Source organism: Streptomyces sp. NPDC046303 (assembly GCF_055588085.1).
This window is the reverse complement of sequence record NZ_JBVJFA010000001.1, coordinates 155,142-178,974: the sequence shown is the minus strand read 5'-3', so window position 1 is coordinate 178,974 and position 23,833 is coordinate 155,142. Positions and strand designations below refer to the sequence as shown.

The following is a 23,833-nucleotide window of genomic DNA, read 5'->3' as shown; positions in this document are numbered from 1 at the left end:
ACAACGCCCGCCGGAGGGTGGACGATCGGTTCTTTGTCCGGTTCTGGGTAGTGTTCAGGGGACGTTGACGCGGAGTCGGTTTGGGGTGGGGTCCATGGTTCGTCAGATACGCGTGCCGGGTGCGGTGCTGGCGGCTTCGCTGCTGCTGGTCCTGGCCGGCTGCTCGGCCCCGGCCGCGCCGGGCGCGGGTACGGGCGCGGACAAGGGCGCGGGTACGGGCGCGGAACCCGGGCCTTCGGCCACCCGCGCCGTGCCGCCCGGCCCGGACGGCAAGCCCGCCGGCGGGGACGTACTGCCCGGTATGGTCACCGCGGCCGTGGCCCGGACGCAGTTGGCCGCGCTGAAGGTGGCACCGGTCGGCACCATGGCCGGGTACAGCCGGGAGAAGTTCACGCACTGGGCGCAGCAGGGCGACAAGTGCGACACCCGTGAGGTCGTCCTCGGGCGGGACGGCACCGACGTGAAGCGGGACGCCGAATGCCGGGCCGTGTCCGGCTCGTGGAGGAGCCTCTACGACGGGGTGGCCGTCACCGACGCGGCGAAGATGGACATCGACCACATGGTGCCCCTGGCCGAGGGCTGGCGCTCCGGCGCGGCAGGCTGGGACGCCGCCCAGCGCAAGGCCTTCGCCAACGACCTGGCCAACCCCCAGCTGCTCGCCGTGACCGCCGCCTCGAACCGGTCGAAGGGCGACCAGAGCCCCGACCTGTGGCAGCCGCCGGACAAGTCCAGCTGGTGCCTTTACGGGCGGGCCTGGACCATCGTCAAATCCGCCTACGGACTGACCGTCACCGAACCGGAGAAGAAGATGCTCACGACCATGCTGGACACCTGCGCGTCATGACCGGCGCACAGCAGTGGCAGGACGAGGTGCTCGCCGGACCGGGCGGCGCGATGACCGACGAGGTCGGCGTCATCACCGGCCCTCTCACCCTGCGCACCACGGCGGTGGCCGGGGGCCTGGCCCGGTTCGACATCCAGTACAAGGACGCCGACGAGTGGTACACGCTCACCGGCAGCCCCCGGCCCCACCACGGCGACCCCGCGGCCCTGCACGCGGCGGCCCTCGCCGCCGTCGGCGCGGGGCACGCGGCCCGGGCCCCGGGCAGCGCGCCGGCCTGATCCGCGGCCTGATCCGCTCTCAGGCCTCGTACTCGGTGAGGTCGATGGCGTGGATCCGCAGGAGGTGGCCGTACTCGGGGTGCGTGGTGTCCCGCTCCGCGACCATGCCCAGCTTGCGGATCACGTTCTCGGACTCTTCGTTGCCGACCCGGTTGACGGCGACCACCTTGTCCAGGCCCCGGTCCTGGAGGGCGAACTCCAAGGTCGCGTGGGCCGCCTCGGAGGCATAGCCCTGACCCCAGAACTGGCGGCCGAGGCGCCAGCTGATCTCGACGGCCGGGAGCACCTCGGGCAGGTACTCGGGCACCGAGAGGCCGACGACGCCGATGAGCTCGCCGGATCCGAGGAGCTCGACGGCGAAGAGGCCGAAGCCCTCCTCGTCCCACTCCTCCTCCCAGCGCTCGATGTCCTCGGCGGTCTCCTCCAGGTCACGGACCGATCCGTCGCCGATCCAGCGCATCACCTCCGGATCCCCGTTGATCTCGGAGAGGGGGACGAGGTCGTCGTCGGTCCAGCGGCGCAGGATGAGGCGGGGGGTCATGATCTCGGTCATGCGGCCCATCCTGCCGAACACTGCTGGCCAGCGGTAATCGGGTCCCGGCCATTGCGTCCGTGTCGCGGGTTCGTGGCCATGACGGCGGGTAGCTTCCGGCGGCTCACCGCGGGCCCCTACGGTCCGTGGGAACCACGACCCATAAGGAGTGTCCCCGCATGCCGCTCGACCTGTCGGACGAGAGCCAGTACGACCGGACCCGCCTGCGCCAGTGGGCGGACGGCCGGGCCCGCTCCGCCGGAGTGGACCGCCGCGACCTGCTCAGGCTATTCGCCGCGGGGGCGGCGGCCGGGGCGGTGGGCCTGGGAGCGGCGGGCACGGCGGCCGCCGCCGCACCGCAGGCGGTGCCCGGTACCGTCAAACCGCTGCCGCCCGAGCTGTTCACGATCCGGGGCACCAACGCGGAGACGAACTTCGCCGCGCTGCGCGGGACCGGACCGCTCACCCCCGTCGACCGGTTCTTCGTACGCAACCACACCTCCACCCCGCGGATCGCTGCGGACGACTGGAGGCTCACGGTGTGGGGCGACGGCCTGGCGGGCGCGCCGGTGGAGTTCTCGTACGACCGGCTGCGCGACCTGCCGGCGGTCCGGCGGACGCTGTTCATCGAGTGCGCCGGCAACGGCCGCAGCTTCTACGCCACGCAGCAGGGCGAGCCGGTCAGCGGCACCCCCTGGACCCTGGGCGCGATCGGTGTCGCCCGCTGGCGCGGCGCACGGCTCTCGGACGTACTGCGGCTGGCGGGAGTGACGCCCGGCGCCGTGGACGTCCTGCCCCGGGGGCTGGACGACGAGGTGGTCACGGGCGGGGTGAACCTGGGGCGGGTGCGGCGCCCCCTGCCCGTCTCGAAGGCGCTGGACGACGTCCTGCTCGCCTACGAGATGAACGGGGAGCCGCTGCCGCCCGACCACGGCGGCCCGGTCCGCCTCGTCGTACCCGATTGGATCGGGATCTCCTCGATCAAATGGGTCGGGGACATCGAGGTCAGCGCAGCGCCGCTGTACTCGCCGTGGAACACCGACACGTACCGGCTGTTCGGACCCGGATACGGGGCGCAGGGGGCCCCGCTGGACCGGCAGACCCTCAAGAGCGCCTTCGAGCTCGAGCTGGGGGCCACCCTCCCCGTGCACCGGACGCGGCTGCTGACGGGGCGTTCCTGGTCGGGCGCCGCCCCCGTGGAGCGGGTGGAGGTCAGCACCGACGGCGGTGTCCACTGGCAGCGGGCCCGGCTGCACGACGCGCCGCGCCGGGGCAGCTGGGTGCGGTGGTCTCTGCCGTGGACCCCGCGGGCCACGGGCGCCACCGCACTGCTGGCCCGGGCGACCGACGCCACCGGGCGTACGCAGCCCGCGACGAGCCCCCACAACACGCAGGGCTATCTGTTCGACGCGGTGGTGCGGCACCCGGTGACGGTGGTCTGAGCCGCAGGCGGCCGTTCAGGGAGCTCCAGGAGCGCAGGGAGCTCATGGGGTGTGGAAGCGGGCCTCCGGCGTCTCGGGGGACGGACCGTCCAGGAGGGGCTGGGGCACACCCTTGAGGTGCTGGTCGAAGAAGGCGCCGACGTAGCGCCGGGTCAGCTCGACCGAGCGGGCGCCGGGCAGCGGAGCCTCGGGGTCGGGCAGGCCCAGCTGGTCGGCGATCGCCGGGAAGTCGCTGAAGGTGAAGTGGCCGGAGTCCGCGAAGGTGATCCAGCGCTTCCAGCCGTCGAACGCGGGCCAGTCGCGTTCCCAGGTCGGGCTGCCCCCGGGTCCGCGGTTCTGCGCGCCGAGCAGCATGAAGGGGCGCCCGCCGAGCCCGGCCCCGGGGGCCGGTGTCGCGTGCCCGCCGTCCATGTTGATCCCGGCACGGACCCTCGGGTCGGTCGCCATCGCCGCGAGTGCCGAGGCGCCGCCGATGGAGTGGCCCGCCATGGCGATGCGGCTCTGGTCGATGAGGCCGGCGTGGCGCCAGGCGGGGCGGGGTCCGCCGAGCCGGTCCAGGAGGAAGGACACGTCGCGGGCCCGGTTGTCGCTGACGGCCCGCATGGGGGTGCCCGCTTCGACCTTGTCGCAGGCCAGGCACTCCAGGACGCGCCCGCCGGGGAAGGCGGTGCCCACGCTCTCGTACGCGTGGTCGACCGAGGCGACGACGTATCCGCGGGAGGCGAGGTCCTCGGCGAGCGCGGTGAGGGTGGAGCGGTGGACGGTGAAGCCCGGGGAGAGGACGATCAGCGGGTACCGCCCGGCGAGGGGCCGGGCGTGGGACCGGGAGTACGCGGCCGTGCCGGCCAGGGTCTCGACCGGGATCGCCTGCTCCAGCCCCCGGTCGGCGATCAGCAGCCGGGCCTCCTCGCTCGTGAGGTACCGGACGGGACCGCCGGTCCCGGCCCGCGCCGGATAGCGCATGGTGACCATCAGCTCGCGCGGCCCCGACGGTGCCCACGGATCCGTTCGGCTGCGGTCCACGAGGTGCAGCGTCTCCTGCCCGACGGAGAAGCGGCCGGTGGGGCGCGGGAGTTCCACCGCCGTACGGTGGCTCTCGCCCGCCGCGGACGGAGCACCGGTGACCGCGGACGGGGCACTGGCGACCGCGGACGGGGCGCCGGCGGCCGCGGATGACGTGCCGGCGGCGGCGAGCGGGAGCGGCAGGACGAGGGCGAATAAGGCGGCGGCGGAGGCCGTTCGGCGTCGGTTCATGCCCTCGAAGCTACTGAGCGCCGCCGGTCGGATCGTCACCTCACAGGAGGATGCGCCCTCCCACCCGGGACGGGCTCCGGATCACCCTGAAGTCGCACTCCCGTCGCCGACGCTGATGGCCCGGAGCTTCTCCCGCAGGTACGCGTGGGAGTCGACCGGGTCGTGCACCACGCGCCCGAGGGGCGCGGGCAGGGATTCCACGCGGGTGTGCGGGTCGCATTCGTAGAAGTAGACGAGCGAGATCAGTTCCTCGGCGGGTGCGTCGGCAGGCGGCGGCAGGACGCGGTGGCGGCCCGCGCGCCAGCGGTCACCGGTCCAACGGGCCATCAGGTCGCCGATGTTGACGGTCAGCGCGGCCGGGTCGTACGGGGCGTCCTGCCAGCCCTCGGCGTCGGTGTGGATCTGGAGCCCGCCCGCGCCCTGCTGGCGGTCCAGGACCGTGACCGTACCGAAGTCGGTGTGGGCCCCGATGCGGAACTGACCGGGCAGCGGCGGTCCGACGAGCTCGGCGCCCGGGTACCAGTTGACGTTGAACCCCCAGGTGGGATGCGAGGTGTGGCGGGTGAAGTGGTCCTCGTCGAGGCCGAGTGCGGTGGCCAGCAGCCGCAGCAGGTCGTCGGAGAGGGCCCGCATGAGGCTCAGGTACTCGGTGACCAGCGGGCGCAGCGAGGGCACCTCCGCGGGCCACGCATTGGGCCGGAACCACTCGGCGTCCACGGCGGGCACGCCGGTGGGGTCCTCCGCCGCCCAGGACCACGACTCCTTCAGGTCGGGCGGCGAGGCCTTCCCCTCCGCGTAGCTGTTGGCCTCCGCGCCGGGGCCGAGCCATCCGCGACCGCCGACCGGCACCGCGTACGGCGCCTTGGCGGGGGCCGGCAGCAGGAAGAACTCGCGCGCGGCCGCCCGGATCCGGGCGGGCAGGGCCGGATCCACACCGTGTCCGGTCACCAGCAGGAATCCGGCGGCCCGCAGGGCCTCGTCGACGCGGGCCGCCGTACGCGCCCGGGCGCCGGGACCACCCGACCGCCACGGCTCGAGATCGATGACCGGGACTTGGGAGCTCGCCATGGGAGACCTGCCTTCCGAGCCTGCACGGGTGGTGTCCGGACCACGGGCTTCCGAGGTTATCGCCGCCCGCCGCTCACGGGTAGTGACGGCGTGCTGACGGCATCGACGCCCGCCGGTCGAGAGGTTCCTCCCGGAAAGGACCAGAATGGGACGGTGGGACGGTGAGATGTGGCCGGTGGAGGGTGGCCTGTGGACGGTGGACGGCGGGACCGGCCGGGGGTTCACGAAGGGCGGAGCGAGCGGTGGAGATTTCGACGAAAGAGGTCTTCGGAGCCCCCTGCTGGGTGAGCCTGATGGCCCGCGACCTCGAAACGGCGCAGCACTTCTACGGTGCGGTCGCGGGCTGGACCTTCCGGCGGGCCCGTCTCGGCGAGGCGTTCTCGGTCGCCGAACTGGACCACGTGCCGGTGGCGGGCATCGGAGCGCTCGCCTCCGATCTGGGGGTCGCGGTGGCCTGGACCCCGTACTTCGCCGTCGACGACGCCGACGCCGCGGTGGACCGCATCCGGGAGCGCAGCGGCACCATCGCGGTCGGGCCGGTCTCCTTCGCCACCGGTGGCCGTGCGGCGCTGGTCGCCGACCCCGACGGGGCCGTCTTCGGCATCTGGCAGGGCGCCGTCTCCGCCCACTGGCGGGTGGGCCGGGGGCGGGCGCCGGCCTGGCTGGAGCTGCGGACCAGGAACGCCTTCGACGCGGCGATCTTCTACGGCGGGGTGCTGGAGTGGGCCACCGGCCGCATCGGCTGCTGCGAGGTGTCGTACGAGGAGGACCAGGTCGTCCTGAGGCAGGGCGGCGAGCCCGTCGCGCGTCTCAACAGCGGCCCCGTGGAGCTGGCTTCCTACTCCTCGCACACCCGGCCGCGCTGGCACGTCCACTTCCGCGTCCCGCGGCTGCGGCCGGCGATCGAGGCCGCCGTGGCGCTGGGAGGGCGTACCGTCTCGGACATCACGTCGAACGCCACGGAGCGGTGGGTGGCGCTGCGCGATCCGGACGGGGCCCTCTTCACCCTGACGACCGCGCTGGCGGCGGACATGGGCTAGGGGGTGTCTGGTCCTGCGGACGGGAGGATTTCCGCCCGACCGCAGTCCTAGAGTTCGGGGACGAAGGGCAGGTAATCCTCGCCGGGGGCGGCGGGGACCACCGTGTAGCTGGCTTCCGGCAGTTCGTTCCACACGCCGGGCAGGTAGCCCAGGGGCTCGGAGACCACCAGCCGGGTCGCGTCGGACACCTCCGCGAGGAAGGGCAGCTCGGGGTGGAGGTGGCGCACGGTCTCGGCCGCGCTGCTGTAGAACAGCGTCCTTGACCGGCCCTGGCTGGAGTAGCGGAACGCCCACAGGCGCTCGCCGTCGCTCACCGCGACGGTCATCTGGAGCGGGTCGTTGACACCGTGCTCCTTGCCGAGCCGCTCGACCAGGCCGACCATCCGGGCGACGGCGCCGGGCACGTCCTGGTCGAGGCCGTAGGTGACGGCCAGGTAGAACATCACCTCGGAGTCGGTGGACCCCTCGATGCACGGGAAGAGGGCCGGGTCCACGGCCATGCAGAGGTCCCGCTGCAGCCGCCGGAAGTCGGCGATGGCCCCGTTGTGCATCCACAGCCACCGCCCGTGCCGGAAGGGGTGGCAGTTGGTCTGCTGGATCGCGGATCCGGTGGAGGCGCGGACGTGCGCGAAGAACAGCGGCGAGCGGACGTGCCCGGCCAGCTCCCGCAGGTTGCGGTTGTTCCAGGCCGGTGCGATGTCCTTGAAGACGGCGGGGGTGCCGTCACCGCTGCCGTCGGCGCTGTACCAGCCGATGCCGAACCCGTCCCCGTTGGTCGATTCGACGCCCATCCGCGCGTTCAGGCTCTGGTTGATCAGGGAGTGCTCAGGACGGTAGAGCACCGCGTCGAGCAGCAGCGGTGAACCGGAGTAGGCGAGCCAGCGACACATGAACACCATCCCCTTCTCCGCCTGGTCCGAGCCTAAGCCCGTCGGCGGGGTGCGGCGCGCCCGGACGTCCGGACGGGTCACGCTCGGTGACGGTTCGAGATGCGGGCGCGCAGTGCGGCTGCTTCGCTGGTTCCGCCCGCTCTTCCCCCACTGATCAAGGAGCGATCATGAGCGTTTCAGGCGAGTCCCGCGGCCGGTCCCAGCAGATGCGCGCGAAGGCCCAGGAATTGATGGATGCGGCCGACCGCTCGCAGGACCCCGACGAGCGGCAGCGGCTGCGCGACAAGGCACGCCGCCTCCAGGAGCAGAGCGACCAGGAGGGCCGCATGGACGACCGGGGCATGGATCCCATGTAGCGGTTCCGCCGTTCTCCGCAGCCCGGCCGGTGGCTGCCGCGCTCCCCGTCGCGGCGGCCACCGGCCGTGCGCCGTCAGGAGGAGCCGGCCGGGACGTGCTGGGTGACGCAGTGGACTCCGCCGCCGCCCCAGGCGAGGACGCGCGCCGGGGCGGCGACCACCTCGCGGCCGGGGAAGAGCGCGGCGAACTGCGCGAGGGCGGGGGCGTCCGCCGGTTCGCCCGCGGTGGGTACGACGACGCTGCCCGCGGTCGGGTAGTAGTTCGTGTAGCTGAAGGTCTCCACGGTGCGCCCGCCGTGGCGGAACTGCGGCTGGTGGTGCATCTCCACCACCTGGAAGGGGCGCCCGCGGGCATCGGTCGCGGCGTCGAGGACCGCCTTGTTGGCCGCCATCCGGGCGTGGTTGGGGTGGCCGGGGTCGGGCTGGGTGTGGAGCAGGAGCCGGGCCGGGCCCAGGTAGGCGGCGACGAGATCCACGTGCCCGTTGGTGATGTCGTCGTGGTGGAGTCCGTACGGGAGCCAGATGACCTTGCTCGCTCCGTACGAGGCGAGCAGCGCGGCCTCGATCTGCGCCCGGGTCATGCCGGGGTTCCGGTTGGGGTGCAGCAGGCATTCCTCGGTGGTGACGAGGGTGCCCTGCCCGTCGGTGAGGACGGAGCCGCCTTCGAGGACCATGCCGACGGGGGTGCGGGGCAGGCCCAGATGTGCGCACACGCCGACGGGCAGCAGGTCGTCCTTGTCGTAGGGGAACTTCTCGCCCCATCCGTTGAAGGCGAAGTCGAGGCCGGTCCGGTGGGTGCGCTCCTGGTTCACCGCGAAGACCGGTCCGGTGTCCCGGGTCCAGCAGTCGTTGACGGGGTACTCGATGACCGTCACCGAGCTCCCGCACAGGTCGCGCGCCTGCTGCGCCGTGCCCGGCTCGGCGACCATGAGCACCGGTTCGAAGCGGGCGACGGCCCTGGCGATGCCGGCGATCTCGGCCTGGACGTCGGGGAGCTGGCCGCCCCAGCCGATGGTCCGGTCCCAGGGCCAGGCCATCACACAGCCGGCGTGCGGCTCCCATTCGGCCGGTGCGTGGAGGGGGTCGCCGGAGGCCGAGCGCGTGGCCTCGGGAAGGGGGCGGGCGGCGAAGGCGGGGCTGCCGAGCAGGGGGAGGACGGCGGCCGAGAGGGCGGCGGCGCCGAAGCCGCGCCGCGTCATGCGTGGCAGGTCCATGTCACTACTCCTTCTGTGGGAGGGGGTTGAGAGAGGGAGGAGGGGCGGGGCCGGGAGTCAGGACCGCAGTGCGTTCTGCGGCTTCTTGACCAACAGGTAGACCAGCCCCGCCGTGATCACCGCGCCGGTGCCCAGCAAGCCCGCCCAGACCTGGTACCAAGGGGCTCCGGGCGGAGCCAGGATGGCGCGCGGCCAGCACACGTTGACGACTTCGAAGGCGGTCCACAGCACGGCCAGCACGTTCAGCAAGGTGCCCTTGCGTCCCAGCCGGATATGACCGGAGGGCACCCAGCTGCCGCGCAGCCGGGCGATGAGTGCGGCCAGGGTGACCAGGAAGAACGGCAGGAACGTGGCTGCGGTGCCGAAGGCGATGAGGCTGCCGATCGCCGTGGCGTTCAGCCCGAGCAGCAGGCCGGTGCAGCTGACGAGGGTCGAGGCGACGAGCCCGCCGATCGGTGCCTGCCGGCGGTTGACCCGGCGCACCTGGCGGGAGAAGGGGAACACCCCGTCGCGGGCGAGGGAGTACACCCCGCGCGCGGCCCCGCCCTGGGAGGCCATGGCGCAGGCGAGGAACCCGACCAGGACGACGGCCACGAAGGGCTTGTCGGACCACGAACCGAACGCGGTGACGACGGCGGTGGTCACCGGGTCCAGGTCCTCCCCGGCGACGACGGCCTGCGGCGCGGGGTGGGCGAGGGCGACCGCCATCGCGTTGAGGATGACCACGAGCCCGACGCTGAGCAGGGCCCACCACATGGCGCGCGGTACCTGCCGGCCGGCGTCCTTGGTCTCCTCCGCGGTCGAGACGCAGGCGTCGAAGCCGATGAAGCCCCAGCCGGCGACGGCCAGCACGGCGAGGAAGGCCATCGCGGTCGACCCGCCGGAGAGCTCTTCGGCGCCCAGGGTCTCGGTGAACAGCGCGAACCCGTGTTCACGGAAGAACAGCAGCAGGGCGAAGCCGACCAGCACGGAGGCGATGGCCTCCGCGGCGATGCCCAGTGAGACGAACCAGCTCAGGATCCTGATCCCGTACGCGTTGACCAGCATGCACGCGATCAGGATCCCGGCGGCCACCGCGACCATGGACCCCGGTGTGGGCGTGGCGCCGACGAGGGCGAAGACCCAGGGGGCGGCCAGGTAGGCGACGGTGGTGTTGCCGAACATCACGGCGAACTGCCACACCCAGCCGCTCATCCAGCCGAAGGAGGGGCCGAGCAGCCGCCGGCCCCACTGGTACGGGCCGCCGGCCAGCGGCCACTGCGAGGCCAGCTCGGAGTAGACGTTCACCACCAGGCACTGGCCCAGGAGCACGATCGGCAGCGCCCAGACCCAGGCGGGCCCGCCGATCATCGTGCCGACCATCGAGACCGCGTACAGGGCGACGACGGGCGAGACGACGGCGAAGCCCATCGCGATGTTCCCGAGGATGCCGAGGCTGCGGCTCAGCTCCTGGGTGTAGCCCAGATCGGTCAGCCGGGCGGCGTCGGCGTCGCCGACGCCGTCCGTTTCAGGGCGTGCGGGGGCAAGGTCTGTCATGCGCACCTCTCAGAGGGGGAGGACGCGCCGGGGCGCCCGGCGCGTCCCGAACGTTAAATCTAACGTTGTTAGGTATCGGGAATGCGGGGACCTTAACCCGGCTCGAACCCCTTGGGAAGACCCTGCCAACGGGTAACCTGGCCGCCGGGAACGAGGGGGATCACACGTGGGCCGACCGAACCAGCCGCTGCTCAGCCGGGGGAACATCGCCCGCGCGGCCCTCGAACTCCTCGACGAGGAGGGCCCGCAGGCCCTCAAGATGCGCACGCTCGCCGACCGCCTCGGGGTCAAAGGGGCATCCCTCTACCACCACGTCGCGTCCAAGGAGGACGTCCTCGACGCGGTCTCGGAACTGATCAACGAGGAGATCGACCTGAGCCCGCTCGACGGGCCCGACTGGCGCGAGGGGATCGCCGCGTACGCGCGCGGCTACCGCCGCGTGTACCTGCGCCATCCGAACGCCATCGCCCCGGCCGCCCGGCGCAGGGTCGAGGCGGACCGCGCCCTGCGCGGCTACGACGCACTGCTCGGCGCCCTGATCCGGGCGGGCTGCACCCCGGCGCGGGCGGCCGAGGCCGCCGCCGCCATCGACTACCTGGTCCTGGGCTCCGCACTGGAGACCTTCACCGCGGGCTTCACCCGCGCGGCGGGCGACTACCGCCCCGCCTACCCGGCCCTCGCCGACTCCCTCACCGGTGCCGCGGCCACCGGCGCGGGCCTGGCCGAGCTCGACGACCGCGGGTTCGAGCTGGGCCTCGGCCTCGTCCTCGACGGGATCGCCGCGGGCCCGGCCCGTGGGCATGGAGCGGCCGGCCGCGGGTAGCCGCGTGGCATGACCAGCGGCGACAGCACAGGCACGGGCGCAGGCGCAGGCGCAGGGGTACGGCGCGAGGGGGCGCGGACCGCGGCCCCGGGCGGCACGGGCCGCGAGGTCCTGGCCCGGTGCGGACTGGCGGCACGCGGCGTGCTGTACGTGCTCCTCGGTGTGCTCGCCCTCCGTGTGGCGTTGGGCGACAGCGGCCGGGAGGCGGACCGCAAGGGCGCGCTCGAGGCGCTGACAGAACAGCCCTTCGGCGGCTTCCTCGTCTGGGCGGTCGGCATCGGCCTGGTGTGCATGATGCTGTGGCGGCTGTCCGAGGCGGTGTTCGGTGCCGCGGGCCCGGACGGCGGCAAGGCGGGCAAGCGGCTGGCATCGGCGGCCCGGGCGGTGTTCTACGGGGTCGTCGCCTTCTCGGTGCTGTCCTTCGCCGCCGGGTCCGGCGGGGGCCCGTCCAGCGACGAGCAGTCGCGCGACATGACGGCCCGGGCGATGGAGCTGCCGGGCGGCCCGTGGTGGGTCGGCGCGGCCGGCGCGGCGATCCTCGTCGGGGGCGGCGTGATCGCCGTACGGGCGGCCATGCGCACGTTCTGCAAGGACCTGGCCGTGGAACGGATGTCCGCAGGGGCCCGCAAGGCGGTCGAGTTCCTCGGCGTCACCGGCGGCGTCGCCCGCGGCGCCGTCTTCGCCGCGGCGGGCGCCTTCGTCGTGTACGCGGCGCTGCGCTACGACCCGGCGGAGGCGAAGGGCGTCGACGACACCCTCCGCGCCTTCACCCAGACCCCGGCGGGACCGTGGCTCCTGGTCCTGATCGCCGCCGGGCTCGTGCTGTTCGGGCTGTTCTCCTGGGCGATGGCCGTCTGGCGCCGGGTCTGAGGACCCGGCGCCGCACGTCAGAGCCGGACCGTCCACTCCGCCGAGGAGCGCAGGGTACGGGCGATCCCGGGGTCGCGCACCGAGGCCGTGCGGTCCTCCGCCGTGACCTTGAGGCGGTGCGGGCGGAAGTCGAAGAGCCACAGGTCCGCCACCGCCACTTCGGTCCGGCCCTCGAAACGCTTCAGCTCCCTGCCGTCGAGGTACCACTTGACCACCAGCTGGCGCCCGTCCGCTCCGGCCAGCCGCGGCACGGCCGCCGCCGCCGTGTCGCGCATCCGCAGGGTGCGGTCGGTCGGCGTCAGCGGGGTGACGGTCTTCGCGTGCCGGTGGAATCCGCCGATCATCGCCTCGACACCGGGCAGGTTGAACGGCTTGCCCAGCACCCGCATGAGCGAGTTGTCCGTGGGCCGGTACAGCCCGGTGGTGAAGTAGCCGCCGCCCTCGTACGCGCCGACCGTGCCGCCGTCCGGTGAGGGCTCGCCGAGCCAGCGGTACCACTTGGCCCGCTGGGTGGCCATCCGGTCCTCGGGCAGGGCGGAGCTGTTGGACTCGGCGGGCTCGGGGCCGGTGTACTTCTCGTACTCCGGGACGCCGGAGTAGAAGTACTCGTCGGCGAGCTTGCCGAGCGAGTGGCCGGTCTCGTGGATGGCCACCTGACCGGACTTCGAGTGGCCCGCCGAGGCCGTCGATATCCCCTCGTAACCGAGGGTGGGGCTGGGCTCGTTGTAGCCCGCGCCGCCGTACTTGGCGCTGTTGGCGAGGACGATGACCAGGTCGGCCTCCGGCGCCTTCGCCACGTACGCGTCGACCTTGGGCTGGTCCACGCAGAGCAGCCGCTCGATCTCCTCGCACCAGAAGTACGAGCCGAGGGCGGTGTCGCGGACGGTGGCCGGGGTGGGGTCGCCGGAGACTCCGGACTCCCGGGAGACGGCGTCGACCGTCCACACGTTGAACAGGTTCCGGTAGGTGGTGTACGGCTCGACGGCCGTCACCTCGTCCCATTTCAGGCGGGCGTCGGAACGGAAGCGCTCCAGCTCGGCGGAGGTGTAGCCGTCACCGATGACGACGACGTCGAGGCGGTCGGCGGTGGGCCCGTTGTCGATCATCTTGACGACCTCGCCGTCGGCGGCCCGCTCGGCCGGGGACAGCCCGCCCGGGGTCTTCGCCCGGGCTCCGGTGGCCGGTACCCGGATGTGGCCGGATCCGGCGTCGCCGCCGTGCTCCGGCCCCGGTATCTCGACCTCCACCCCCGCCTCCGCCCCCACTGTGGCCTCCGGCGGCGCGTCGGCCGCCCCCGCCGGTGCGGCCGCCACCAGCACGGCGGCCGCGCAGGCCGCCGCGAGGGCGGCCCGCAGCACCGGACCGCCGGCCCGGCTTCTGACTGGACGCATGAAGTCCTCCCCCTGGAAAGGAAGTCGAGCACGGAAGTTAAGCAAGGAGATAAGCCTGCTGAATCGGTTGCTTAAACTAGGTGGCGCGCGGGGAGTGCGCAATGGCCTGGTCCCCCTGAATACTGGGGAGTTCGAGCAACCAGGGGGATTCCATGGACGAACCGGCCCGGATCGGCAGCAGGGTTCAGCGGATGCGCACCGAACTCGGCTTGACCCAGAGACAGTTGGCGGAGCCCAGCTATACCCCCGCGTACATCTCCACGCTGGAGTCGGGCCGGGTCCGCCCCTCCGAGACCGCGCTGCGCTTCCTCGCCGGGCGCCTGGGCACCTCGTACGAGGAGCTGGCCACCGGCCGCCCCGCCCACCTGGCCACCGAGCTGCGCCTGGCCCTGGCCGACGCGCAGCAGACGCTCGCCACCGGCGCGGCCGACGAGGCCGCCGTGCGCTACCGGCGGCTGCTCGACGAGGCGGAGGAGCTCGCGCTGGTCCCCGAGCAGGCGGAAGCGCTGCTCGGACTGGGCGACTGCGCCCTGGAGGCCGGGGAACTCGACCATGCGATCAGCCGCTTCGAGGCGGCCGAGCGCCTGCTGGCCGATGAGCCGCTCCCCCGCCGGGCCCGCCCCATCCGCGGCCGCGCCGTGGCCCATCTGCTCGCAGGAGAGCTGCGCTACGCCTGCTACCTGCTGGAATCGACCATCGACGAGCTGGGCGCGAGCGGGCTGGCCGATCCCGAGGCGCTGGTCCTGCTGTACGCCGCCGTGATCGGGCCGTACATCGACATGGGCGCACACGCCCGCGCCGCCCACGCGGCGGAACTCGCCCTCGCGCTGGCCCCCCAGGTCAGCGATCCGGCGCTGGTGGCGGGGATGCACCGGCAGGTGGCCCGGACCTTCCTGGCCGAGGGCCGGGTGGCCGACGCCGACGCCTCGCTCGCCAAGGCGCAGGCGATCTACGGGCAGCTGCGGCTGCGGACCGACCTGGCGCACTGCCACTGGATGCGCGGGTACGTACAGGCGCAGAACGGCGAACTCGAGGCTGCGGAGCGGGAGTTGCGGACGGCCCGGGAGATGCTGGCGGCCCGCCGCGCAGCCTTGTACACGGCTCAGGTGGAGGTGGAGCTGGCCGACGTACTGCGCCGGCTCGGCCGGTACGAGGAGGCCGCGGAGCTGCTCTCGGCGCTGCTGGACCTGGGCGACAGCCATGGCGCGGTGCACGCGGGAGGCGCGCACCGGCTCCTCGGCCTGATGGCCGAGGAGCGGGGCGAGCCGGAGACCGCGGAGGAGCACTACGTGCAGGCGCTGGCGCTGCTGGAGCGCAGCGGCGCCACCGGCGACCTCGCGGACCTGTGCCGGATGCTGGGCGATCTGCTGCGCCGGACGGGCCGGACCGAGGCGGCCATGGACGCGTACCGCACGGGCCTGGGGCACCGGGCGGCGCCGGGCACCACCACCCTGGGCCCGGCGCCCGGCGCGCCCTCGTCCGCGGCCGGCTGGGCCGTGTCTTTCGGGCCGGCCCGGATCAGTGGTTCTCGGTGGGCTGGAGATCGCGCGGAATGAGCGCCCAGGAGGTGGCCGCCGCGGCGATCGCGAGGCCGCCGGCCATGAGGAACGCCGGGGTGATCGCGAGGGTGTAGGCGTGCGCGGCGGCGTCGGCCAGGGCCTGGCCGACGGTGCCGCCGAGCCGTTCGGCGATGTGCGCGGCCTCGCCCACGGAGTCCCGGACCGCGGCGGCGCTGGGGCCGTCCAGGTCCAAGGCGGGCAGGTTGCCCCGGTAGAGGGCGGCCGCGGTGGAGCCGAGGACGGCCACGCCCATGGCCGAGCCCAGTTCGTAGCAGGTCTCCTCGATGGCGGCGGCGCTGGAGACCTCGTCGGCGGGCGCCGCGGAGATCAGCGTGACCGAGGCGACCGTCGTGGCGGTGCCGGCGCCGAGGCCCATGACGGTCAGGGCGGCCGCGAAGGCCGGGTAGCCGAGGCCGGTGAACTGCTGGAGGGTCCACGGCAGGGCCATGCCGGCCGCCAGGACGACCAGGCCGGCGCCCAGCACGTGCCGGATCGCGAAGCGGTGCATCAGGGCGGGGGTCACCATCGAGGCGCAGATCAGCGCGAGCGGGGCCGGCAGCAGGCGCAGGCCGGCCTCGAGCGGGGTGTAGCCCTGGCCGTACTGGAACCACTGGGTGACGAGGAAGAGGATCGCGCCCATGCCCACCATGGGCAGGAAGATCGCGGTCGCCGCGACGCTGAAGGCCGGTTTCGCGAACAGCCGTACCTGGAGCAGCGGGTTGTCCCGGCGCAGCTGGCGGCGTACGAAAACGGTCAGTGCGATGGCGGCCACGGCCAGCAGGGCCCACGGCATCGGGTCGGTGACGCCGCTCTTGCCGAGCTGCTTGATGCCGCCCGCGAGCGCGAGCATGCCGACGATGGACTGGCCGACGCCCCACCAGTCCCAGGCGCCGGTGCTGCGCGGGGCGCGGGACTCGGGGAGGTAGCGCAGGCCTGCCGCGACGATGAGGGCGGCGACGGGCAGGTTGAGGAGGAAGGCGGAGTGCCAGCCGTAGTCCTGGACGAGCAGCCCGCCGATGACCGGGCCGAAGGCCATGCCGCCGCCGAAGACGGCCGCCCAGACGGCGAGGGCGAAGGCGCGCTCCTTGGCGTCGGTGAAGACGCTGCGCAGGATCGACAGGGTGGAGGGCATGATGGCCGCGCCGCCCACGCCGAGGAGGGCGCGGGCGGCGATGACGTGCCAGGCCTCGGTGGAGAAGACGGCGATGAGCGAGGCCAGCGAGAAGATCCCGAAGCCCGCCATGAGCAGCCGCTTGCCCCCAGCGGTCGCCGAGCGCGCCCGCCGTGACCAGCAGCCCGGACAGCGCGAGCGCGTAGACGTCGATGATCCACAGTTGCTGGACGGCGCCGGGCCGGAGGTCGCCGACCAGCGAGGGGAAGGCCACGTTGAGGATCGTGGTGTCCATGGAGATCAGCAGGAGGCTGCCGGAGAGGATCGCCAGGACGATCCACCGGCGGGCGTCGGGCGCGGCGGGGTGCATGAGGTTCCGTTCGGGGCTGTGCACGGGTGGAGCGGGCGGGTCTCCGCCAGATCCGTACGGGGGCAGCTCGGGCGCAGCCACGGTGAGCCCCCTTCGCCTCGAATGATACAAATACGTCTCATCCGAGGCAAGCATGCCCCACTCTGCCGCCGCGCGTGCCCTTCGCTACCGTGGGAGGACCATGGACGAGCAGGCCCAGAAGTGACGTGACACTCACCGGGAGACGGCATGCGGGAAGAGGGCGGCGACGCCGAACGGGGTGACGGCCGGAACGAGAGCGAGGAAGAACGCGCGGACCGGCGGTGGCAGGAGCTGGTACAGGAGATCAGGGTCGCCCAGACGGGCGTGCAGATCCTCTTCGGCTTCCTGCTGACCGTCGTGTTCACCCCGCACTTCCAGGGGCTGCCCCAGACGGACAAGACCCTCTACATCGTGACCGTCGTCCTGGGGTCCCTGGCGACCGGCGCGCTCATCGGCCCGGTCGCCTTCCACCGCATCGTCTCGGGCCGCCGGATCAAGCCGCAGGCCGTCGTCTGGGCCTCACGGCTCACCTTCGCGGGGATCGTCCTGCTGCTGGCCACCCTCACCGCCGCGCTCTTCCTGGTGCTGCGGGTGGCCACGCACAACGCCTTCGTGCCGTGGCTGGTGGCGGGCGTGCTGGGGTGGTACCTGCTGTGCTGGTTCGCCCTTCCGCTGTGGGCGCGCACGCGCTACACGCACACGGACTGACCCCGGGCACGTGCCTTCGGGCCCGCCCGGCCCGCGCCGGCGAGCCGCTACTCCGAGCCCTCCGCGGCCTCCGGGCCGGTCCGGGCCCGGGCGCCCGAGCGGGTGCGGCCGGCGGTCTGGGCCCGCTGCGGGTGGCGGCGTACGTATTCGTGCTCCAGCTCGTTCATCCGCTGCGTGTGGGTGACCAGGGCGTCGTCCGACCCGTGCAGCAGGGTCTCGTGGCGCGTGCGGTGGATGGCCTCCAGCTCCTTGAGCAGTCGGCCTTCCTCCAGATTCCGCGCCGACGGACCGCCGTCGTGCTCCGTCATGGCACGCACACCTCCTCCGCGCTCGGTCCGGCCCTCGCAGAAGCGGCCCTCCGCTTCCATCATCTCCTGCCCGGCCCGCGTCAGCAGATGCGCGGCAGTTGCTCCCCGATGGGCAGGTCGACCACCCGGGTGCCGCCGAGGGCGGTGCGGGCCACGACCATGCCGGGGTGGTCGGCGACCGCTTCTCCGATCACCGCCGCCCGGCGCCCCAGCGGGTGGGCGCGCATGGCGTCGAGGACGGCGTCCGCGTGCTGCCGCGGGACGAAGGCGACCAGCTTGCCCTCGTTGGCCACGTACAGCGGGTCGAGGCCGAGGATCGCGCACGCGTTCGCGACGGCGTCGGGGACCGGCACGCGGCCCTCCTGGATGACGACGCCGGTCCCGGAGGCGGCCGCGATCTCGTTGAGGGAGGCCGCCAGCCCGCCGCGGGTGGGGTCGCGCAGGACGTGGAGGTCCGGGGTGACGGCGAGCATGGCCTGGACGAGACCGCCCAGGGCCGCGCAGTCGCTCTGGATGTCCACGCCGAACTCCAGGCCGTCCCGGACGCTCAGGATGGCCACCCCGTGCAGGCCGATCTCGCCGCTGACGATCACCACGTCGCCGGGGACCACCCGCTGGGGACGCAGGTCCACCCCGTCGGGGATCAGCCCGATGCCCGCGGTGTTCACGTACACGCCGTCGCCGTGGCCCGCCTCGACGACCTTGGTGTCGCCGGTCGCCACTTCCACCCCGGCGGCGCGCGCGGCCGCCCCGAGATCCTCGGCCACCCGCGCCACGACGGACATCTCGACGCCCTCCTCGAGGATGAACCCGCAGGAGAGGTAGGCGGCCCGGGCCCCGCTCATGGCCAGGTCGTTGACCGTGCCGTTGACCGCCAGGCCGCCGATGCCGCCCCCGGGGAAGAACAGCGGACGCACGACGTACGAGTCGGTCGAGAAGGCCAGCCGGACACCGCCCAGGGAGAGGGCGGCGGAGTCCCCGAGCTGGGCCAGGGCCTCGCCGCCGAAGGCGGGGGCGAAGAGGTGCTGGACGAGTTCGGCCGAGAGCGCGCCGCCCCCGCCGTGGCCCATCACCACACGGGGACGGTCGCGCAGGGGGGCCGGGCAGGTCCAGCCGGCGATGTCGAGGGGTACGGTCTCAGGCAACGGGGCTCGCCTCCGGCGAAACGGCGGTCCGGGCCGGAGTGAGTTCCAGCCGGCGGTAGAGGTAGTACGCGGCGCACGCGCCCTCGCTGGACACCATCGTGGCGCCGAGCGGGCTGCGCGGGGTGCACAGGGTGCCGAAGGCCTCGCACTCGTGCGGCTTGAGCAGCCCCTGGAGGACTTCACCGCTGCGGCACTCCGCGGGCTCCCGGGTGGCGATGCCGGTCACCGAGAAGCGGTGCTCCGCGTCGTACTCCCGGTAGCGGGACGACAGCCGCCAGCCGCTGTCCGGGATGACTCCGATGCCCCGCCACGCACGGTCGGTGACCTCGAAGACGTCCTCGAGCATGGCGAGGGCGGCCGGGTTGCCCTCCGGGCGCACGGCGCGCGCGTAGGCGTTGTCGACGGTGTGCTCGCCGCGCTCCAGCTGCCGTACGGCCCGGCGCACGCCTTCGAGGATGTCCAGCGGCTCGAAACCGGTCACGACGATCGGTACCCGGTGGCGGGCCGCCAGTTCCGGGTACTCCCCCACGCCCATCACGCTGCACACGTGCCCGGCCGCCAGGAAGCCCTGGACCCGGCAGCTCGGGGAGCGCATGATCGCCTCGATGGCCGGGGGGACGCGGACGTGCGAGACCAGCAGGCTGAAGTTCGGGATGCCCAGCTTCCTGGCCTGGTACACCGTCATGGCGTTGGGCGGCGCCGTGGTCTCGAAGCCGATGCCGAAGAACACCACCTCGCGCCCCGGGTTCTGCTGCGCGATCCGCAGCGCGTCGAGCGGGGAGTAGACCACCCGTACGTCTCCCCCCTCGCTGCGCACCTGGAAGAGGTCGCGGCCGGTGCCCGGCACGCGCAGCATGTCGCCGAAGGAGCAGAAGATCACGTCCGGCCGGGAGGCGATCTCCAGGGCCTTGTCGATGACCTCCAGCGGGGTGACGCACACCGGGCACCCCGGTCCGTGGATCAACTCCACTTGCTCGGGGAGGAGTTGGTCGATGCCGTGCCGGATGATGGTGTGCGTCTGACCCCCGCAGACCTCCATCAGCGCCCAGGGGCGGGTCACGGTGGCATGGATGTCGTCGAGCAGCCTGCGGGCGAGCTCGGGGTCCTGGAACTCGTCGATGTACTTCACTTCCGGGCTTCCTCCTGCGCTGCGGCTTCGTCCGGATCGTCGGTGAAGGGCCACGGGGAGCCGCCCGCCGCCGCGGCCTGTTCCCACGGGTCGCCGAACTCCTCCTGCAACATGCCGAGCTGCGCGAAGAGTTCGAGGGTCTGCCGGGCGGACTCCTCGTCCAGGCGCTGCAGGGCGAATCCCACGTGGACGATGGCGTACTCGCCCACCTGGAGGTCCGGCAGGTACTCCAGGCACACCTCCTTCTGCACGCCGCCGAAGTCGACGGTCGCCATGCGGGTGCCGTCCCGCTCCCCGATGTCGAGCACTCGGCCGGGTACCGCCAGGCACATGGGCTTCTCCTTCGCTAGGGATGGTGATCCGTGGCGCGGACCGCTGCCGCCACCATGAGCTGGCCCAGCGCGAGGCCGCCGTCGTTCGGCGGGATCCCGGCGTGGCGCAGGACGGTGAAGTCCCGTCCGCGCAGGATGCGGGCACAGGCCGAGGAGAGCAGGGTGTTGGCGAAGACCCCGCCGGTCAGGGCGACGGTGTCCAGGCCGTGCCGTTCGCGGGCCAGTTCACAGAGCGCGCCGACCAGTTCGGCCACCGCGGTGTGGAACCGGGCGGCGATCCGGGCCGGCTCCGTGCCCGCGCGCACGTCGGCCGCCACGGCGGCCAGCAGCGGCGCCGGATCGGCGGTCACCGGCCCCTCGGCGCCGTCCGGGGGCGGGCGCAGGGCGAAGGCGTACCCCGGTCCGGATCGGGCGGTCGTGAGGTCGTCCATGTCGGCGAGGTCGGCGAGGGCCGCCGACTCCAGCTCGATCGCGGCCTGCGCCTCGTACCCGGAGCGGTGGCAGATCCCCGCCAGGGAGGACACGGCGTCGAAGAGGCGGCCCATGCTGGAGGTGGGGGCACAGTTCAGGTTCCGCTCCAACTGGGTGCGCAGCACCCGCAGTTCGCCGGAGGGGCAGGCGGCGGCACAGGGCAGGTCCGGGGTCCATTCGATGCCCGCGGCCCACAGCTGCGACAGGGCCATGCGGTACGGGCGGCGTACGGCCGCGTCGCCGCCCGGCAGCGGCACGTACGCGAGGTGGGCGAAGCGCGTGTAGCCGGCGTAGCCGGCCAGGAGGAACTCCCCGCCCCACACCGCGCCGTCGTCGCCGTAGCCGGTGCCGTCGAAGGCGACACCGATCACCGTCCGGCCACCGTCCAGGCCGTGTTCGGCCATCGTGGAGGCGATGTGGGCGTGGTGGTGCTGTACGCGGACCAGCGGCCGGCCGGCGGCGTCGCGCCGGGCCCGCTGCCCGGAGTGGTAGCCGGGGTGCAGGTCGGCCGCGAGGAGGGCGGGGGTGACGCCGGTGACGGCCTCCAGCTGCCGCTGGGCGCGTGCGCAGGCGTACTGGGTGGCGAGGTCGTCCATGTCGCCGATGTGAGCGGACAGCCAGGCCCGGCGTCCTTCGCCGAGGCAGAAGGTGTTCTTCAGGTCTCCCCCGGCGGCGAGGATCCCGGGGACCGGCAGCGGGAGCGTCACGGGCAGCGGGGCGTAACCGCGGGAGCGTCGTACGGTCAGCGGCTCGCCGTCGCAGACGCGCACCACGGAGTCGTCGCAGGGCACGTGGATCGGGCGGTCGTGGGTGAGCCATGCGTCGGCCAGCCGGGCGAGCCGGTCCAGGGCCTCGTCGTCGTCGGTGACGATGGGCTCTCCGGAGAGGTTTCCGCTGGTCATGACGAGCATCCGGGCACCCGGCGGGTCGCCGGGCAGTCCGAGCAGCAGATGGTGCACGGGCGTGTACGGGAGCATCGCGCCCAGGTCGGGGCAGCGCGGGGCGACCCCGTCGGCCACCGCGCCGGCGGCGACCGCGGACCCGAACGCCCGGCGGCGGCGCAGCAGCACGATCGGCCGTGCCGTCCCGGTGAGCAGGGCGCGCTCCTGGGGGCCGATGTGCACGAGGTGTTCGAGGTCGGCGAGGTCGCGTGCCATCAGGGCGAACGGCTTGTCCCCGCGGGCCTTGCGGCGGCGCAGTTCGGCCACCGCCACGGGGTCGGCCGCGTCGCAGGCGAGGTGGTAGCCGCCGATCCCCTTGACGGCGACGATCGCGCCGGCGGCGAGGAGCCGGCGGGCTTCGGCGATCGGGTCCACGTCGGGCACCTCGCGGGGAGGGCGCCCGGCGAGCAGCCGCAGCCGTGGCCCGCAGGCCGGGCAGGCGACGGGCTGTGCGTGGAAGCGGCGGTCGGCGGTGTCGGCGTACTCGCGGGCGCAGTCGGGGCACATCGGGAAGCCCGCCATCGTGGTGTGGGCGCGGTCGTAGGGCAGCCCGGTGACGATGGTGAAGCGCGGTCCGCAGTGCGTGCAGGTGATGAAGGGGTGGCGGTGGCGGCGGTCGGCGGGGTCCGCCAGTTCGGCGAGACAGTCCGCGCAGGTCGCCACGTCCGGGGGGACCAGGGTGCGGGCGGGGCCGCCGGTCCGGGAGGCGACGATGGCGAATCCGGTGCCGCCCGCGACGGGCACCCGCCGGTGGTGGACCGCGTCCACCACCGCCAGCGGGGGCGCGTCCGCCGCGAGCCGCTCGCAGAACTCGGTGACGGCGGCCGGTGCGCCCTCCACCTCCGCGACGACGCCCTCCGGGGTGTTGGTGACGTGCCCGGCCAGGCCGAGGCCGGTGGCGCGGGCGTACACGTAGGGCCGGAAGCCGACACCCTGCACCACGCCCCGGACGATGATCCGGCGCCGCTCGACGGCCTCCATCAGTGCGTCTGCACCACTTCGTGCGACGTCCCGTGCCCGTGGTGCCCAGGCCCGTGGCCGTGCCCAGCCCCGTGGTCGTGGTCGTCCCGCTGCCCGTGGGGCCGGCGCGCCATGACCGGCGTGTGCGCCCCGGCGCCCGCGCCCACCGCCAGCGCCCGGTCCAGCAGCACACCCACGCCCTCACCCGCGCGGGCGGACGTCAGCGCCACCTCCACACCGGGGTTGACCCGCTGGACGTTGGCGCGGAAGGCCGCCTCGTCGAACGCGACGGCCCCCGCGATGTCGGTCTTGGTCACCACCACCAGCTGCGCCAGCCCGAAGGCCGTCGGGTACTTCAGCGGCTTGTCCTCGCCCTCGGTGACCGAGGCCAGGACCACGCGCAGGGTCTCCCCGAGGTCGTAGGAGGCCGGGCAGACCAGGTTGCCCACGTTCTCCACGAAGAGGACCCGGGTGTCCTCGGGAAGCCAGCCGTCCAGGTGCCGGCCCAGCATCCCGGCCTCCAGGTGGCACAGCCCGTCGGTGAGCACCTGCTTGACCGGTGCTCCGGAACGGGCCAGCCGCCGTGCGTCGTTCTCGGTGGCGAGGTCGGCGGTCAGTGCGGCCACCGGCACCCCCCGTTCCCGGGCGAGGAGCAGCTCGCGCTCGAGCAGTTCCGTCTTCCCGCTGCCCGGACTGGAGAGCAGGTTGACGACCACGGTTCCCCGTGCGGTGAGTTCGGCGCGCAGGGTGTGCGCCGCCTCGTCGTTCTTGGCGAGTACCGCCTGCCGTAGATCGACCACTCGGCACATGGTTCAGGCCTCCTCGGAGATCGGTTCGCGGGTGGGGGCGGCGGCGCGGGCGGCGGGACCGTCCTCCCACTCCACGGTGAGGATCCGCAGCTCGCGGCCCGCGACCAGCTCGACGTCGGTGGCCCGCGCGCAGCCGGGGCAGCACAGTTCGGGCGGCATGCCGGTCGGCCATTGACGAGTGCAGGAGCCGCACCGGGCGCGGCCGGCCACCGTCTCGGTGACGAGGCCGGCGCCTTCCAGTACGGTTCCGGCGCAGGCCAGTTCGAAGCAGAAGGCCAGGGCGTCGGGGACCACGCCCGCCAGTTCTCCGACCTGGAGCCGCACGGCCGTCACGGCGCTCGCACCACCGGCCCCGGCCGCTTCCTCCACCTGACCGACGACGGCCATGGCGATCGACATCTCGTGCATCGGACTCCGTCCTGCCGGGGCTC

Annotated in this window: 24 protein-coding genes; 9 read left to right on the top strand and 15 right to left on the bottom strand. The window is 73.4% G+C overall.

Annotated features, from left to right (window positions below; all coding sequences use genetic code 11):
* Positions 1-94 precede the first annotated feature (94 nt).
* Positions 95-844: an HNH endonuclease family protein gene (locus ACZ6I1_RS00820; RefSeq protein ID WP_469281639.1), complete on the top strand. Its 750-nt coding sequence runs from the start codon at positions 95-97 to the stop codon at positions 842-844.
* Positions 841-1,122, top strand: a complete 282-nt coding sequence (locus ACZ6I1_RS00815) for a hypothetical protein (RefSeq protein ID WP_469281637.1) — start codon at positions 841-843, stop codon at positions 1,120-1,122. The genes ACZ6I1_RS00820 and ACZ6I1_RS00815 overlap by 4 nt, the downstream gene beginning before the upstream one ends.
* Positions 1,123-1,141: 19 nt before the next feature.
* Here ACZ6I1_RS00815 and ACZ6I1_RS00810 read toward each other — a convergent pair whose 3' ends face one another.
* Positions 1,142-1,675 (bottom strand): GNAT family N-acetyltransferase, encoded by a 534-nt coding sequence (locus ACZ6I1_RS00810; protein WP_469281635.1) that lies wholly within the window; start codon positions 1,673-1,675, stop codon positions 1,142-1,144.
* Positions 1,676-1,833: 158 nt separating this feature from the next.
* Here ACZ6I1_RS00810 and ACZ6I1_RS00805 point away from each other — a divergent pair, with 158 nt between their 5' ends.
* Positions 1,834-3,096 (top strand): sulfite oxidase, encoded by a 1,263-nt coding sequence (locus tag ACZ6I1_RS00805; RefSeq protein ID WP_469281633.1) that lies wholly within the window; start codon positions 1,834-1,836, stop codon positions 3,094-3,096.
* Positions 3,097-3,138: 42 nt separating this feature from the next.
* Here ACZ6I1_RS00805 and ACZ6I1_RS00800 read toward each other — a convergent pair whose 3' ends face one another.
* Both ACZ6I1_RS00800 and ACZ6I1_RS00795 read right to left on the bottom strand, forming a co-directional pair.
* Positions 3,139-4,350, bottom strand: coding sequence for an alpha/beta hydrolase family protein (locus tag ACZ6I1_RS00800; RefSeq protein ID WP_469281631.1), 1,212 nt, complete (start codon positions 4,348-4,350; stop codon positions 3,139-3,141).
* 81 nt (positions 4,351-4,431) lie between these two features.
* A complete protein-coding gene (locus ACZ6I1_RS00795) occupies positions 4,432-5,418 on the bottom strand; it encodes an isopenicillin N synthase family dioxygenase (RefSeq protein ID WP_469281630.1) in 987 nt (328 codons plus the stop codon).
* A gap of 293 nt (positions 5,419-5,711) precedes the next feature.
* On the opposite strand from ACZ6I1_RS00795, the gene ACZ6I1_RS00790 reads away from it, so the two are divergent.
* Positions 5,712-6,458, top strand: a complete 747-nt coding sequence (locus tag ACZ6I1_RS00790; protein WP_469282000.1) for a VOC family protein — start codon at positions 5,712-5,714, stop codon at positions 6,456-6,458.
* A 47-nt stretch (positions 6,459-6,505) separates the two neighbouring features.
* On the opposite strand, the gene ACZ6I1_RS00785 is transcribed toward ACZ6I1_RS00790, so the two are convergent.
* Positions 6,506-7,348 carry a class II glutamine amidotransferase gene (locus ACZ6I1_RS00785; protein WP_469281998.1) on the bottom strand — a complete coding sequence of 281 codons (843 nt, stop codon included), beginning with the start codon at positions 7,346-7,348 and terminating at the stop codon, positions 6,506-6,508.
* Between the two features lie 167 nt (positions 7,349-7,515).
* Here ACZ6I1_RS00785 and ACZ6I1_RS00780 point away from each other — a divergent pair, with 167 nt between their 5' ends.
* Positions 7,516-7,704: a DUF6381 family protein gene (locus ACZ6I1_RS00780; protein WP_469281628.1), complete on the top strand. Its 189-nt coding sequence runs from the start codon at positions 7,516-7,518 to the stop codon at positions 7,702-7,704.
* A 74-nt stretch (positions 7,705-7,778) separates the two neighbouring features.
* Here the strand turns inward: ACZ6I1_RS00780 and ACZ6I1_RS00775 are convergent, their stop codons facing one another.
* The gene (locus ACZ6I1_RS00775) at positions 7,779-8,918 is read right to left on the bottom strand and encodes an agmatine deiminase family protein (RefSeq protein ID WP_469281626.1); all 1,140 of its coding nucleotides are present in this window, start codon (positions 8,916-8,918) and stop codon (positions 7,779-7,781) included.
* A 57-nt stretch (positions 8,919-8,975) separates the two neighbouring features.
* Positions 8,976-10,454: an APC family permease gene (locus ACZ6I1_RS00770; RefSeq protein ID WP_469281625.1), complete on the bottom strand. Its 1,479-nt coding sequence runs from the start codon at positions 10,452-10,454 to the stop codon at positions 8,976-8,978.
* 166 nt (positions 10,455-10,620) lie between these two features.
* Between ACZ6I1_RS00770 and ACZ6I1_RS00765 the strand changes: the two genes are divergently transcribed.
* Together ACZ6I1_RS00765 and ACZ6I1_RS00760 are read left to right on the top strand one after the other, a co-directional pair.
* Complete coding sequence (locus tag ACZ6I1_RS00765; protein ID WP_469281624.1) at positions 10,621-11,277, top strand: TetR/AcrR family transcriptional regulator; 657 nt, start codon at positions 10,621-10,623, stop codon at positions 11,275-11,277.
* 9 nt (positions 11,278-11,286) lie between these two features.
* Entirely contained in the window at positions 11,287-12,147 is an 861-nt protein-coding gene (locus ACZ6I1_RS00760) for a DUF1206 domain-containing protein (protein WP_469281622.1), read from the top strand.
* 17 nt (positions 12,148-12,164) lie between these two features.
* Here the strand turns inward: ACZ6I1_RS00760 and ACZ6I1_RS00755 are convergent, their stop codons facing one another.
* Positions 12,165-13,538 (bottom strand): M64 family metallopeptidase, encoded by a 1,374-nt coding sequence (locus ACZ6I1_RS00755; RefSeq protein ID WP_469281621.1) that lies wholly within the window; start codon positions 13,536-13,538, stop codon positions 12,165-12,167.
* Between the two features lie 152 nt (positions 13,539-13,690).
* On the opposite strand from ACZ6I1_RS00755, the gene ACZ6I1_RS00750 reads away from it, so the two are divergent.
* A complete protein-coding gene (locus ACZ6I1_RS00750) occupies positions 13,691-15,094 on the top strand; it encodes a helix-turn-helix domain-containing protein (protein WP_469281617.1) in 1,404 nt (467 codons plus the stop codon).
* Here ACZ6I1_RS00750 and ACZ6I1_RS00745 read toward each other — a convergent pair.
* Entirely contained in the window at positions 15,057-16,340 is a 1,284-nt protein-coding gene (locus tag ACZ6I1_RS00745) for an MFS transporter (protein ID WP_469281615.1), read from the bottom strand. The genes ACZ6I1_RS00750 and ACZ6I1_RS00745 overlap by 38 nt on opposite strands.
* Before the next feature lie 466 nt (positions 16,341-16,806).
* Between ACZ6I1_RS00745 and ACZ6I1_RS00740 the strand changes: the two genes are divergently transcribed.
* Positions 16,807-17,307 (top strand): DUF6328 family protein, encoded by a 501-nt coding sequence (locus ACZ6I1_RS00740; protein ID WP_469281613.1) that lies wholly within the window; start codon positions 16,807-16,809, stop codon positions 17,305-17,307.
* Positions 17,308-17,354: 47 nt separating this feature from the next.
* Here ACZ6I1_RS00740 and ACZ6I1_RS00735 read toward each other — a convergent pair whose 3' ends face one another.
* The 7 genes from ACZ6I1_RS00735 to ACZ6I1_RS00705 form a co-directional block, all read right to left on the bottom strand.
* Positions 17,355-17,615, bottom strand: coding sequence for a DUF6158 family protein (locus ACZ6I1_RS00735; protein ID WP_469281611.1), 261 nt, complete (start codon positions 17,613-17,615; stop codon positions 17,355-17,357).
* A gap of 80 nt (positions 17,616-17,695) precedes the next feature.
* Entirely contained in the window at positions 17,696-18,685 is a 990-nt protein-coding gene (gene hypE / locus ACZ6I1_RS00730; protein ID WP_469281997.1) for a hydrogenase expression/formation protein HypE, read from the bottom strand.
* 67 nt (positions 18,686-18,752) lie between these two features.
* Positions 18,753-19,889: a hydrogenase formation protein HypD gene (gene hypD, locus ACZ6I1_RS00725; RefSeq protein ID WP_469281609.1), complete on the bottom strand. Its 1,137-nt coding sequence runs from the start codon at positions 19,887-19,889 to the stop codon at positions 18,753-18,755.
* A complete protein-coding gene (locus ACZ6I1_RS00720; RefSeq protein WP_469281607.1) occupies positions 19,886-20,221 on the bottom strand; it encodes a HypC/HybG/HupF family hydrogenase formation chaperone in 336 nt (111 codons plus the stop codon). The genes hypD and ACZ6I1_RS00720 overlap by 4 nt, the downstream gene beginning before the upstream one ends.
* A gap of 14 nt (positions 20,222-20,235) precedes the next feature.
* Positions 20,236-22,614 carry a carbamoyltransferase HypF gene (gene hypF / locus ACZ6I1_RS00715; RefSeq protein WP_469281605.1) on the bottom strand — a complete coding sequence of 793 codons (2,379 nt, stop codon included), beginning with the start codon at positions 22,612-22,614 and terminating at the stop codon, positions 20,236-20,238.
* On the bottom strand, positions 22,614-23,402 hold the full coding sequence (gene hypB / locus ACZ6I1_RS00710; RefSeq protein WP_469281603.1) for a hydrogenase nickel incorporation protein HypB: 789 nt from the start codon (positions 23,400-23,402) through the stop codon (positions 22,614-22,616). The genes hypF and hypB overlap by 1 nt, the downstream gene beginning before the upstream one ends.
* A 3-nt stretch (positions 23,403-23,405) precedes the next feature.
* Positions 23,406-23,810 (bottom strand): hydrogenase maturation nickel metallochaperone HypA/HybF, encoded by a 405-nt coding sequence (locus ACZ6I1_RS00705; RefSeq protein WP_469281601.1) that lies wholly within the window; start codon positions 23,808-23,810, stop codon positions 23,406-23,408.
* Positions 23,811-23,833: the final 23 nt, after the last annotated feature.

Coding starts and splice junctions, on each gene's coding strand:
- ACZ6I1_RS00735 (WP_469281611.1), bottom strand. CDS start 17,615: ATGACGGAGCACGACGGCGGTCCGTCGGCGCGGAATCTGGAGGAAGGC.
- ACZ6I1_RS00720 (WP_469281607.1), bottom strand. CDS start 20,221: ATGTGCCTGGCGGTACCCGGCCGAGTGCTCGACATCGGGGAGCGGGAC.
- ACZ6I1_RS00775 (WP_469281626.1), bottom strand. CDS start 8,918: ATGGACCTGCCACGCATGACGCGGCGCGGCTTCGGCGCCGCCGCCCTC.
- ACZ6I1_RS00780 (WP_469281628.1), top strand. CDS start 7,516: ATGAGCGTTTCAGGCGAGTCCCGCGGCCGGTCCCAGCAGATGCGCGCG.
- ACZ6I1_RS00755 (WP_469281621.1), bottom strand. CDS start 13,538: ATGCGTCCAGTCAGAAGCCGGGCCGGCGGTCCGGTGCTGCGGGCCGCC.
- ACZ6I1_RS00750 (WP_469281617.1), top strand. CDS start 13,691: ATGGACGAACCGGCCCGGATCGGCAGCAGGGTTCAGCGGATGCGCACC.
- hypE (WP_469281997.1), bottom strand. CDS start 18,685: ATGGGCCACGGCGGGGGCGGCGCGCTCTCGGCCGAACTCGTCCAGCAC.
- ACZ6I1_RS00705 (WP_469281601.1), bottom strand. CDS start 23,810: ATGCACGAGATGTCGATCGCCATGGCCGTCGTCGGTCAGGTGGAGGAA.
- ACZ6I1_RS00800 (WP_469281631.1), bottom strand. CDS start 4,350: ATGAACCGACGCCGAACGGCCTCCGCCGCCGCCTTATTCGCCCTCGTC.
- ACZ6I1_RS00795 (WP_469281630.1), bottom strand. CDS start 5,418: ATGGCGAGCTCCCAAGTCCCGGTCATCGATCTCGAGCCGTGGCGGTCG.
- hypB (WP_469281603.1), bottom strand. CDS start 23,402: ATGTGCCGAGTGGTCGATCTACGGCAGGCGGTACTCGCCAAGAACGAC.
- ACZ6I1_RS00745 (WP_469281615.1), bottom strand. CDS start 16,340: ATGGCGGGCTTCGGGATCTTCTCGCTGGCCTCGCTCATCGCCGTCTTC.
- ACZ6I1_RS00760 (WP_469281622.1), top strand. CDS start 11,287: ATGACCAGCGGCGACAGCACAGGCACGGGCGCAGGCGCAGGCGCAGGG.
- ACZ6I1_RS00820 (WP_469281639.1), top strand. CDS start 95: ATGGTTCGTCAGATACGCGTGCCGGGTGCGGTGCTGGCGGCTTCGCTG.
- hypF (WP_469281605.1), bottom strand. CDS start 22,614: ATGGAGGCCGTCGAGCGGCGCCGGATCATCGTCCGGGGCGTGGTGCAG.
- ACZ6I1_RS00790 (WP_469282000.1), top strand. CDS start 5,712: ATGGCCCGCGACCTCGAAACGGCGCAGCACTTCTACGGTGCGGTCGCG.
- ACZ6I1_RS00770 (WP_469281625.1), bottom strand. CDS start 10,454: ATGACAGACCTTGCCCCCGCACGCCCTGAAACGGACGGCGTCGGCGAC.
- ACZ6I1_RS00805 (WP_469281633.1), top strand. CDS start 1,834: ATGCCGCTCGACCTGTCGGACGAGAGCCAGTACGACCGGACCCGCCTG.
- ACZ6I1_RS00740 (WP_469281613.1), top strand. CDS start 16,807: ATGCGGGAAGAGGGCGGCGACGCCGAACGGGGTGACGGCCGGAACGAG.
- ACZ6I1_RS00785 (WP_469281998.1), bottom strand. CDS start 7,348: ATGTGTCGCTGGCTCGCCTACTCCGGTTCACCGCTGCTGCTCGACGCG.
- ACZ6I1_RS00815 (WP_469281637.1), top strand. CDS start 841: ATGACCGGCGCACAGCAGTGGCAGGACGAGGTGCTCGCCGGACCGGGC.
- ACZ6I1_RS00810 (WP_469281635.1), bottom strand. CDS start 1,675: ATGACCGAGATCATGACCCCCCGCCTCATCCTGCGCCGCTGGACCGAC.